Origin of the sequence: Streptomyces lincolnensis (assembly GCF_001685355.1) — a bacterium.
Taxonomy (GTDB): domain Bacteria; phylum Actinomycetota; class Actinomycetes; order Streptomycetales; family Streptomycetaceae; genus Streptomyces; species Streptomyces lincolnensis.
In genome coordinates, this window is record NZ_CP016438.1 from 10,160,079 (window position 1) to 10,169,382 (window position 9,304).

Genomic DNA, 9,304 nt, shown 5'->3' on the forward strand with positions numbered 1-9,304 from the left:
CGATGGCACTCCCGTACCTCTCCTGGTCTTCTGAACCGAGGCGCCCCATGAGCAGCCCGCGGCACCCGCACGAACCCGAAGGCTCGGAGCGTCCCGTCCTGGACACGGTGCGGTTGCGCCGACTGAACCGCTGGCAGGCCGAGGGCCTGCGGGAGGACCTGGCGGATCTGTACGTGGAGTCGTCCGTCACCCCGCCCGGCGAGGAGTTCCGTGGTCGGCAGGAGTTCCTGCGCCGGCTGGAGCACGACGTACAACTGCCGGGATTCGACATGCTGGTCGCCGAGGCAGAGGGGTTGACCGGCTGCGTCTCAGGGATCCCCGTGCCGCGCGACGGCTCCTGGTGGGAGGGGTTCGACGGACCGATGCCGCAGAACCTGGAGCAACTGACCGCGTCCGGACATGTCTTCGCGATCCTCGAAACCGTCGTCCATCCGCACCAGCACGCCCAGGGGCTCGCCCGCCGACTCCAGGAGCGTCTGCTCGCCGACCACCAGTCCTCGCTCGGCGTCACCTTGGTGGATCAGTCCGTCCGTTCGGCCTGGAACGCCTTCAAGGACGGGGGCTGGCAGGAGGCGGGGCAGGTCCACCGCCTGCCCGGTCAGGCGGCATTGCGGGTACTGGTTCTTCCTCTGGGCGAGCGCACGGAGAAACATCCCGACGGCCTCGCCCACAACGACCGGACCCAACGGCCCGAGTAGCCGCCCGCACCGGCCGGAGACGACGCGTACCGAGGTGTGGAGGAGAGGGTGGAGCTGTCTCCGGAACAGGAGGCGCGGCGGATCGCCGCGGTGCGTCGCTACGACATCCTGGACACCCCGCCCGACGGTGCCTTCGACCGGATCGCCGGGCTGGCCGCCCGCCTGTTCGACGCTCCGGCCGCCACGGTGACGATCGTGGACACCGACCGGGTCTGGTTCAAGGCTGTGTGCGGTCTGACGGGGGTCGCACCGATCGGAAGGGACCCGGGGCTGTGCACCTCGGCGATCCTCACCGGCGGCCCCCTGGTCGTCCCCGACACGCTCGACGACCCGGTCGCCCGTGCCCACTGCCTGGTGACCGGTCCGGCTCGGACGCGCGTCTACGCCGCCGCCCCCGTCACCACCGGCGACGGTCACCGCCTGGGCACCGTGGACGTCCTGGACACCAGGCCGCGCCACATCACACCGGACCAGGCCACCGCCCTGACCGACCTGGCCGCGCTGGTGATGGACGAACTCGAACTGCGGCTGTCCGCGTTGCGCATGCTCCGTGTGGAACGGGAACTGGTGGAGGTCGAGCACGCGGCCCGGGAGCGCGCCCAGCCGGGACCGGTCGGAGATCGCCGCGTATGCCTCCACCCTGCAACGCACCCTGCTGCCGCCGGCCCTGCCTGAGGTACCGGGCCTGGAGGCTTCCTCCCACTACACGACCGCCTCGGTCCACGACGTCGGCGGCGACTTCTGCGACGTCTTCCCGCTCGGCGCCGGGACCCGCCGACGACGTCGCCCTCCTCGCCCTCAGCGCGACCTCGGCGACACCCGCCACGGCACCCTCCAGAGCCTTGGGCACTGCGCACACCAGCCTGCCCTTTCCGCCGTCCGACAGCGCGTGACCTGGACGAAGGCACCGGAGGGTTGAGTGCACAGCTCCTGGTGCCGTCCGACGGATGCGCACCCCGTCACTCGCGATCCGCCGCGTGAAGGCGCCGCAGCTCCCGGCGCAGCTCCCGCTGTATCGGTTCCGGGAGCGTCTCGTCCCGTGTGGTGGCGACCAGGGCGGCGGCCACGTCCCGCAGCTTGGTGTTGCAGCGCTGCGACACGCCCACCAGCAGATCCCACGCCCGTTCGCTGGAACACGGCGCCAGGACCATCACCATGCCGCGCGCCTGATCGATCACCGCACGGGTCGCCAACGCCCGCCCCAACTGTTCGTTCCTGGCCCGCAGTTCGGCGACCTCGGCCAGCAGAGCCGCATCACCCGCCGAGGGCACAGCCGAGGGCACAGCCGTCAACAGCGGCCGCTCATCACGGCGCGTGGTCAGTTGGTACATGGTGCGTACCTCACAGGGCAGTCTTCCTGTCCGTAGGTGGTCAGCGGCGCGCCAGTTGCCGTTCGCCGGCCGCACCGGGCTCGTACGGCAGTCCGTAGTGCCTGAAGACCGCTTCCTCCTGCTCGGCGGGCAGGACGTCGTCGGTGCCGATCGAAGGGGCCTGCTTCACCAGCGTTCTGGTATAGCCGACTTTGAGATAGCCGGGCCCGGCGATCGCGTCATCGAGGGGGACGAAGACCAGCCGGTGCCGGGTCGGGAGTCCGGTTCGTACCGTGGCCATGGCCGGCTTGTCGGTGGTGGTGTCCACATAGACGGCCTCCAGGACACCGATCTTGTGCGACTCGGTGTCGACGACGTCGCGGTTGCGCCATTCCCGGACGTCGGCTGCGTGAATCACGGCCTCTCCCTCCTGGACGACCCGCTCGCCGGCCGTGAGTCGCATCCCTGGGTATCCGAGTGAAAGCGCCGCAGCGTACGACGCATCGCCCTCTGCATGTGCTCCGGGAGCGGCTTGCCCTCCCAGGCGGCGACCAGCGCCGCGGCCACCTCCGGAAGGCGGGCGTCGCACTGCCGTGAGACGTCCACCAGCAGCTTCCTGGCCGCCCCGCGGCGGCAGGGGGTCAGGATCATCACCATGCCACGGGCCTGGTCGATGACCGCACGGCCAGCCAGCGCCCGCCGCAGCTGATCGTTCTCGTCGCGCAGTGCGACGACATCCTGCCCTGCGGGTGCGTTCCCCCACGTGGCCTCGGCCCGCAGTTCCCACGGCTCCTGTTGGATCACGGTCGTGCGTTGCATGGCATGCACCTCTTGGCGATTGGGACGTGTCCGGCCTGGCGTGAGCCGTCCCGGAAGCCGTGGCCGCCGGTCCACTTCAAGGGTCACCCGTGGCGTTCGTGGTCCCGGCGGTCCTCGCGCCGCCAGCGCGCCCGGTTCCGTCGGCTGTAGCGACGGTTCCAGCGGTCCTGACGGTCCCGGCGGATCTCGTAGTCCCGGTAGTCCCCGAGATCGGAACCGTCGCGGCGGATCCAGCCTCCCCCGCGATCGCGGCCGTGGCGGGTGGCGCTGTAGACCAACACGGCGGCGGCCACCCACCAAAGGGGGTTGAGGAAGCCGAGGCCGAACAGGACCACGATGAGGATGAGAAGCGATACGAACACAGCGGGCCTTCCCGGAGCGGAACAAAGCATCACTGCCGGGGGCCAGGGCCTGTACGAACAGCGTAGTCCTCCCCAGAGGTCACGGACAGCTGCCCAGGTCAGCGTTCTCCGCCGGGACCGGATGGCCACTTGCTGTCTGTTCAGGGGGTGCGGCGAGGGCTGGCGTGTGCGGTACGGCCCGAGCCCCCGGCAGAGTCGACCACCTCTCGCGTCCCTTCGAGGGCGCACCTGGCGCATCGGTGCCAGAACCTGCCGCGTTTGCACCAGCAGCCCGCACCGCTCTCTTGCACCTTCACCCTCGATCCCGTCAGGAACCGACCGGGGGAGGCACTTTCGACCACCCTCGTGGATGCCTGGAGAACGGGCGACCGGTCGATCCCCTGTGGGCAGTAGGCTCGTCACACGGCCCGCCCGTGACCCCGGCCCTCTCCGTACTGTCCAGTTCCGCGCAACAGAGGCCCTGCGCAAGGCGAAAGCCACCCCGGTGACAGAGGAGATGGGGCACGTGGACCCGCGTCCCGACCTGTTCGACGAGTTGCGTGTGGTCACAGCCGGCGGCGAGTTGGACGTGACGACCGTGCCGGCCTTCGCTCGTGATCTGGAGGGCGCACGGCACGGCGCCGGCCGGCTGTTCCTGATCGTAGATCTGCTCGGTGTGACGTTCATGGACGGCAGCGTCCTGGACCCGCTGTGCGCGGCGTGGGAGGACTGTCATGAGCGGCGCGGATAGGTGCGGGTCGTGCACCACCGGCCGGCCGCGAGTCTCGTGTTCCGGGTCGGCGGTCTGCAGGACCGTTTCCCGCGGTACGCGAGCACCCAGGACGCCTGGCAGGACGTACCCGCGGGCCGTGCGGCGGCGCACCGGCCCGCGTAATGTGCGGCGGAAGCCGACGGCGCCCCTCCTTGAAGCGGAGACCGGTGATCCGCGATGGCGTGGCCGAGGTCCTGCGGTCGCTGAGCCTGGGCGAGGTGGACGATCCGGCTCGGGTGTGTGCACAGGCGCTGGGCGCCGAGGGCGTCGTACTGTCGCTGCTGGTCGGCCCGGATCCGACGGCCGATCCGGTCTGGTGTCATTCCGAGCTGAGTGCGCGGCTCGAGGAGCTTCAGTTCACGCTGGGTGCGGGCCCCTGGTCGTGCTGGAGCGCGAAGAGTTCCAGCAGGCGGGTGTGCTCGTCCGGGGCGGTGATGATCTGCAGTTCGCCGTGCGCGTCGGCGAGCAGGATCTCGGCCGCCAACACGTCGAGCAGCTCCAGGCAGCGCGCGGAGAGCCGGTGCAGCAGGTCGATGACATCGAAATCCTCGACGAGGGAGTCCGCGACCTCCACGAAGATCTCGGCCAGACGTCGTTCGCGGGCCGTGCCGATCATCCCTTTCCACCGTCGGGCGAATACGGCCCGTCCACATCGTGCAGGTCCGGCTCGACGACGGGCGAGCCCGTGCGGATCGCGTCCGGACAGGGCCCGTGCGTCGAGTGCTACCGCACCGGCGCCTCCCAGGCGAACATCGACCTGGTCGGGGCGGAGTCGGCCGCCGCCTGGCCGCATTTCGTCTCACGGGCCTGTGAGACGGGGGACGCGGTCACCCACGCCATCCCGCTGCGCCTGCGCAACCGCGTCGTCGGCGCCCTCAATCTCTTCCAGAACACTCCGCGGAAGCTCGGCGAGGACGACATCGCGCTCGCCCAGGCGCTCGCCGACGTGGCCACCATCGCGATCCTGCAGGAGCGCACGCTGGAGCAGTCGTACGTCGAGAACGGCCTGCTGGAGAACGCGCTGACCAGCCGCATCCTGATCGAGCAGGTCAAGGGCGTCCTGGCGGAACGCTGGAACACCTCCGTCGACGACGCCTTCGCCGCCTTCCGCTCGTACGCCCGCGCCCGCCACCTGCGCCTGTCGGAGCTCGCCGCGCGGATCATCGCGGGCGACTTCGACACCGCGGCCATCCCGGCACCTACGACGACCCGGCCCGGGGACCATCACGACTGACCGCTGTCACGTCCCCGGTGCCACCCAGCCGGTGTCGATGAGGATCTGCTCGGCCTGCGTGAGGTTGTCGGCACGTACCGCTTCGGCCATCGCGGCCCGGGCCGCGTCCGGTGCCGTCGGCGGCGGGACCACGAGGAGGGAGAAGTGGTCAGCCTCGCCCCGGGTGACGAGGATGGTGTCGTCGCCGACCGGGAAGGAGTCGATGCGGACAACCCGGTCCTCGACGACCAGCCGCGTCGGCAGCGCGTCCCAGGCTGCGGCGTCCAGGCCGACCCGCGTGATCGGCCCCAGGTACTCGGTGAGCGCGGTGATCAGGGCGGGAAGCTCCGCCGAGATGTCACGGGAGCGCGGCCACCACGCCCCGTCGAGCACGCCCCGGCGGTCGTGGGTCGTCTCCAGCCGTACGACGGCCGTCCCGGGTTTCACGGCCCGGTGGACGGAGTCCGGCAGGAGCCGGGTCATCCGCGGGGAACCGGAGTCTGACATGACGCTCGCCTGTCTGCGAGAGAAGTGGAGTGGCATCCTCCTTTCACGGTACTGCGTGGCCCGCAGCGGCCGGAGCGCTCGCTGGTCACACACGGGGACCACGGGTCACGCCGGAGCAGAGGGGAAGATCCGGTCCGTGGATCCGTGCCCAAGGGGAACAACCAGGGGTCCGTCCGGCCTCTTCCAGGAGCAGCGTGAAGGCATCGGGAGCATTTCGCGCACCGGCCCCGTTGCCGGTGTCGTTCCTGGTGAGCAACGACACCGGACAGCTGCCCGAGCGCAGAGGCCCGGGGACGGGTTCGCACGATGTCCGCGACCACCGACCATCCCCTGCCGCATGCCGTGCCGTTCAGGGCACCGACCGCGCGTCTCGCCCTCAAACCACGCCTTCAGGCGGCGGAACGGAAGCACTCGATGATGTACGACCAGACGCGCGCCCAGCAGCCCGCGGGCCAAGCCCTGCGCCCCACCGAGCGCCACAGGCAGGGCCCGGAGCCGCTGCTCCCGTCGGACGGACAGGACAAGATCCTCCAGCGCCTCCGGCACGCCCTGGACACCTTCGCCGACACCCCGCACGAGGCGCTGGAAGAGGCCGAGAGCGCTTACGACGAAGCCACCGCCCAGCTCGCGAACGCCCTCGCGGAACGGCGGCGTGCCCTGCGTGCCGGGTGGCAGGACCAGAACCCCGACACACAGTCCGACGAACTCCGGCACGCGCTGAGGGAGTACCGGGAGATCACCCAGCGACTGCTCCACCTCTAGGCAAGCCACTACTCCGCGTCGCGGCGTAGCGCGGAGTAGTGTGGACAGTACCGAGGGCATTTCGCACACGGGCTTCCACGCCGGGTCGTCCTCGGCGAGAGATGAAACCCGGGCCGCCGCAGAGGTGGCCCGGAGACGGGTCCGCATCATGTCGGCGACCTTGTACCCCACCCTGCCGCATCCCGTGCCCGTCGCAGCCCCGGCCGCGCGTCTCGCCCTGAAGAGCGACGGGGCCTCCCATGGCCTCCTGGACGGTGCCTGGTGGCCCCGTTCCCGGGATCTGCTGAGCGAACTGCCCGCGCTGACCGACGTGTTGGACCCCTTGTGGGGCCGCATCACCCGTATCGCCGTCAACCCGGAGCACTGGCCGGTCATTCCTCACAAGGTTCCTGTGGACGGCCACGTCGTGAAGGTCGGCTGGTTCACCTCGGAGATCGACCCGCACAAGCTGCTGCTGCTCTCCTACGGCACCGGCCGGTGGGACCTGCTGATCATCCCGCCGGAGACCGGGGCGGAGTCGGCGGCCCGGTTGATGGCCGCCGTGTCCGATCACGACGGCCCGCCGCTGACGGCGAGCGCGCTCATCGCCGCGGACGAGGCCCGGCACGCCACCGCCGCGCGCGACGAGCCGCTGGAGCCGGACGAGGCATGGGAGTACGAGGGCGGCGCCTCCGCGGTGGCCGTCCCGGAACAGCCCGGTCCGCCCAGTCGCCTGATCGTCGGAATGTGAGGCGGCCTCCATGAACGCCTTCCTGACGGCCACCGCCTTCATCGTCCTCATCGCAGCGGCGGCATACGTGATCCACCGGCTCAACATCCAGCACGCCGACAGGATTGCCGTGCACCGGTACAGCGCCGCTCTGCCCGGCCGCCGCGGACGCGGCACGCCACAGCCCCCGGGGGGACCGGAGCGGTCTGAGTCGCCGACCGCCGGCGAACGACGGGACCACCGTGACGGGGGCCGTGGCCATACCACTCACCACAGGTGACAGGAGCCCGGCGGGGTCCACGATCCGAGGCGTCATGACTCTTCCACAGCTGAACATCTACCGGCACGACCGGGGCACACGAGCGCTGATCACCCTGGCCGGTGAGATCGACCCGGTCACCGCGCCCCAGGTGCAGGCCGCCCTGGAGCGGTGCCTGCACGACGGCGTCACCACCATCGACGTCGACCTGACCACCGTCGGCCTCTGTGACGGCAGCGGCCTGGGAGTCTTCCTCGACGCGTCGCGGCACGCCGCCAAGGCTCGTGCGTCCCTGCGGCTGCACCATCCGTCGCCGCAGACCGCACGGCTCCTCGCGGACACCGGCTCCGATCGCGTTCTCTTCTCTCGGACGCGTTGAAGAGCTGGCATTCGGCGGCGAGCATCTGGAGGCCGCGATCGGCGCCCTCGAGCTGCACGCACGGATCGTCCTGTGCGGGATGGTCTCCGAGTACAACAACGAGACGGTCGTGGGGCCGCGAAGCCTGTCGAACCTGGTGGTGACGCGTGCCGACATCCTGACGTTCAACTTCGCCGAAGAGCTGGACCTCCAGCCCGACTTCGTCCGCGAGGCCGGCGGCAGGCTCGCCGAAGGCCCGGGCCCTGGCCGATGACGTCTGCGAAGCCCTCGACCACGAACTACTGCCGAAGGACATCAAAGCCACCCCCAACGTCGGCACGGTCCGCGCAACTCAGCCGTTCACCATGATCGGCGAGTCCGGTGGGCCGTCCTTCAGCAAGGACGCCAGCAGCTCCGGGAGTTCAGTCGGCCGCACCACATCCGAGGTCGTGACCAGTTCCGCCACCGTCCACCACCGGTGCCCTGTGATCGCGGCTTTCTCGATCTCCTCGAAAGCCGAGGTATCGACCTCGAACGCAGGTACCCGGGCCATGTAGTAACGCTGGCGAACCTCGTAGGCGACACCGTCCCGGACCGTTGTCCACGGACGCCCTCGCCATATCTCCGGACCCAGCGAGACGTGCGTCAGCCCGGTTTCCTCCTGCAACTCCCGCAGGGCCGCCTGCTCATGGCTTTCACCCGGTGCAAGTCCGCCTCCAGGGGTGAACCAGCGGACGGAACCTTCCTCTTCGTTCCCGGCGGAGAACAGCAGCAGCCGATCGGCGTCGTCCAGCAACACCACGCGCGCGCTCGGGCGCGGCAGCAGTCTTTCCTCAGGTATCACCACTTCGTCAGGGTAAGACCGACGACGAACCCTGCCCCCGACTCACCGATCCGATGATGGACTGACCACCCGGCCAAGGCCGCCTGACGAGGCAATCGCAGCCGATCGTTTCTGTTGTGACAGTCAGTCCGATCAAGTAAGGTCACCCGACGTGAACACCGGACCGGCGCTACGCCACACACAGATTGGCCATCCGGTGGAGGGCTGATCGCACGGCGGGTGCAAGGAACGCACCCCCTCAGTTCGGCACGCGGACCTCCCGGCACTCGCGCTCCGCGAGTCCGTTTTCCGTGTCGAACACCAATGAGGCCAGCCGAATGACAGCCACGTTCAACCACACCATCATCGCTGCCAAGGACCGCAACGAGTCGGCTCGGTTCTTCCGGGAGTTGTTGGAACTCTCAGAAGCGCCGTCCTGGGGCCCGTTCACCAACATCCAGCTCACCGACGGCGTTCTACTGCAGTTCGCCGAGCCGCCGGTGGAGATCCAGATGCAGCACTACGCATTCCTGCTCGACGACGAGCTGTTCGATCGCGCGTATCGGCGGCTGTGTGATCGCGACATCGAGCACTGGGCCGACCCGCAGATGCGCCGCCCGGGCGAGATCAACAACGAGCACGGCGGTCGAGGCGTGTACTTCAAAGACCCAGCCGGTCACGCGATTGAGCTGATCACCCGCCCGTATCTGTAACCGAGGTAGGACCTGGTCGG

The 9,304-nt window shown here is 69.6% G+C and carries 16 protein-coding genes; 9 read left to right on the forward strand and 7 right to left on the reverse strand.

What is annotated here, in order from left to right; all coding sequences use genetic code 11:
* Positions 1-47 precede the first annotated feature (47 nt).
* Together SLINC_RS44700 and SLINC_RS44705 are read left to right on the forward strand one after the other, a co-directional pair.
* Entirely contained in the window at positions 48-698 is a 651-nt protein-coding gene (locus tag SLINC_RS44700; protein ID WP_237282043.1) for a hypothetical protein, read from the forward strand.
* Between the two features lie 48 nt (positions 699-746).
* On the forward strand, positions 747-1,373 hold the full coding sequence (locus tag SLINC_RS44705; protein ID WP_067444374.1) for a GAF domain-containing protein: 627 nt from the start codon (positions 747-749) through the stop codon (positions 1,371-1,373).
* A 284-nt stretch (positions 1,374-1,657) separates the two neighbouring features.
* Here the strand turns inward: SLINC_RS44705 and SLINC_RS44710 are convergent, their stop codons facing one another.
* The 4 genes from SLINC_RS44710 to SLINC_RS44725 all read right to left on the reverse strand — a co-directional run bounded on the left by SLINC_RS44710 (position 1,658) and on the right by SLINC_RS44725 (position 3,189).
* Positions 1,658-2,029: an ANTAR domain-containing protein gene (locus SLINC_RS44710; RefSeq protein ID WP_067444377.1), complete on the reverse strand. Its 372-nt coding sequence runs from the start codon at positions 2,027-2,029 to the stop codon at positions 1,658-1,660.
* A 40-nt stretch (positions 2,030-2,069) separates the two neighbouring features.
* Positions 2,070-2,426: a PRC-barrel domain-containing protein gene (locus SLINC_RS44715; protein ID WP_067446548.1), complete on the reverse strand. Its 357-nt coding sequence runs from the start codon at positions 2,424-2,426 to the stop codon at positions 2,070-2,072.
* Positions 2,423-2,827 (reverse strand): ANTAR domain-containing protein, encoded by a 405-nt coding sequence (locus SLINC_RS44720; protein WP_079165032.1) that lies wholly within the window; start codon positions 2,825-2,827, stop codon positions 2,423-2,425. Before SLINC_RS44720 ends, SLINC_RS44715 begins: the two co-directional genes overlap by 4 nt.
* 83 nt (positions 2,828-2,910) lie before the next feature.
* On the reverse strand, positions 2,911-3,189 hold the full coding sequence (locus SLINC_RS44725; RefSeq protein ID WP_079165033.1) for a hypothetical protein: 279 nt from the start codon (positions 3,187-3,189) through the stop codon (positions 2,911-2,913).
* Positions 3,190-3,694: 505 nt separating this feature from the next.
* Between SLINC_RS44725 and SLINC_RS49840 the strand changes: the two genes are divergently transcribed.
* A complete protein-coding gene (locus SLINC_RS49840) occupies positions 3,695-3,919 on the forward strand; it encodes an STAS domain-containing protein (RefSeq protein ID WP_237282044.1) in 225 nt (74 codons plus the stop codon).
* A 373-nt stretch (positions 3,920-4,292) separates the two neighbouring features.
* Here SLINC_RS49840 and SLINC_RS47770 read toward each other — a convergent pair whose 3' ends face one another.
* The gene (locus SLINC_RS47770) at positions 4,293-4,556 is read right to left on the reverse strand and encodes a hypothetical protein (RefSeq protein WP_067444380.1); all 264 of its coding nucleotides are present in this window, start codon (positions 4,554-4,556) and stop codon (positions 4,293-4,295) included.
* Between SLINC_RS47770 and SLINC_RS44740 the strand changes: the two genes are divergently transcribed.
* Positions 4,461-5,174 carry a GAF and ANTAR domain-containing protein gene (locus SLINC_RS44740; RefSeq protein WP_261340690.1) on the forward strand — a complete coding sequence of 238 codons (714 nt, stop codon included), beginning with the start codon at positions 4,461-4,463 and terminating at the stop codon, positions 5,172-5,174. The genes SLINC_RS47770 and SLINC_RS44740 overlap by 96 nt on opposite strands.
* 6 nt (positions 5,175-5,180) lie before the next feature.
* On the opposite strand, the gene SLINC_RS44745 is transcribed toward SLINC_RS44740, so the two are convergent.
* A complete protein-coding gene (locus SLINC_RS44745) occupies positions 5,181-5,660 on the reverse strand; it encodes a DUF5994 family protein (protein ID WP_067444383.1) in 480 nt (159 codons plus the stop codon).
* A gap of 414 nt (positions 5,661-6,074) precedes the next feature.
* Here SLINC_RS44745 and SLINC_RS44750 point away from each other — a divergent pair, with 414 nt between their 5' ends.
* The 4 genes from SLINC_RS44750 (at position 6,075) to SLINC_RS46955 (ending at position 8,022) form a co-directional block, all read left to right on the forward strand.
* Positions 6,075-6,422: a hypothetical protein gene (locus SLINC_RS44750; protein ID WP_067446557.1), complete on the forward strand. Its 348-nt coding sequence runs from the start codon at positions 6,075-6,077 to the stop codon at positions 6,420-6,422.
* 40 nt (positions 6,423-6,462) lie between these two features.
* Positions 6,463-7,152, forward strand: coding sequence for a DUF5994 family protein (locus SLINC_RS44755; RefSeq protein ID WP_067444386.1), 690 nt, complete (start codon positions 6,463-6,465; stop codon positions 7,150-7,152).
* A 293-nt stretch (positions 7,153-7,445) separates the two neighbouring features.
* Positions 7,446-7,769, forward strand: coding sequence for an STAS domain-containing protein (locus tag SLINC_RS44765; RefSeq protein WP_067444391.1), 324 nt, complete (start codon positions 7,446-7,448; stop codon positions 7,767-7,769).
* Between the two features lie 79 nt (positions 7,770-7,848).
* Positions 7,849-8,022: a hypothetical protein gene (locus tag SLINC_RS46955; RefSeq protein WP_211292785.1), complete on the forward strand. Its 174-nt coding sequence runs from the start codon at positions 7,849-7,851 to the stop codon at positions 8,020-8,022.
* 78 nt (positions 8,023-8,100) lie between these two features.
* Here SLINC_RS46955 and SLINC_RS44770 read toward each other — a convergent pair whose 3' ends face one another.
* The gene (locus SLINC_RS44770; protein ID WP_237282046.1) at positions 8,101-8,595 is read right to left on the reverse strand and encodes an NUDIX hydrolase; all 495 of its coding nucleotides are present in this window, start codon (positions 8,593-8,595) and stop codon (positions 8,101-8,103) included.
* Between the two features lie 314 nt (positions 8,596-8,909).
* Here SLINC_RS44770 and SLINC_RS44775 point away from each other — a divergent pair, with 314 nt between their 5' ends.
* Positions 8,910-9,284, forward strand: a complete 375-nt coding sequence (locus tag SLINC_RS44775) for a VOC family protein (RefSeq protein ID WP_031487478.1) — start codon at positions 8,910-8,912, stop codon at positions 9,282-9,284.
* Positions 9,285-9,304 lie beyond the last annotated feature (20 nt).

Bases quoted from the DNA above. Each gene is read 5' to 3' on its own strand.
- SLINC_RS44765 (WP_067444391.1), top strand. From the start codon at position 7,446: ATGACTCTTCCACAGCTGAACATCTACCGGCACGACCGGGGCACACGA.
- SLINC_RS44720 (WP_079165032.1), bottom strand. From the start codon at position 2,827: ATGCAACGCACGACCGTGATCCAACAGGAGCCGTGGGAACTGCGGGCC.
- SLINC_RS44775 (WP_031487478.1), top strand. From the start codon at position 8,910: ATGACAGCCACGTTCAACCACACCATCATCGCTGCCAAGGACCGCAAC.
- SLINC_RS44700 (WP_237282043.1), top strand. From the start codon at position 48: ATGAGCAGCCCGCGGCACCCGCACGAACCCGAAGGCTCGGAGCGTCCC.
- SLINC_RS46955 (WP_211292785.1), top strand. From the start codon at position 7,849: ATGGTCTCCGAGTACAACAACGAGACGGTCGTGGGGCCGCGAAGCCTG.
- SLINC_RS44745 (WP_067444383.1), bottom strand. From the start codon at position 5,660: ATGTCAGACTCCGGTTCCCCGCGGATGACCCGGCTCCTGCCGGACTCC.
- SLINC_RS47770 (WP_067444380.1), bottom strand. From the start codon at position 4,556: ATGATCGGCACGGCCCGCGAACGACGTCTGGCCGAGATCTTCGTGGAG.
- SLINC_RS44750 (WP_067446557.1), top strand. From the start codon at position 6,075: ATGATGTACGACCAGACGCGCGCCCAGCAGCCCGCGGGCCAAGCCCTG.
- SLINC_RS44710 (WP_067444377.1), bottom strand. From the start codon at position 2,029: ATGTACCAACTGACCACGCGCCGTGATGAGCGGCCGCTGTTGACGGCT.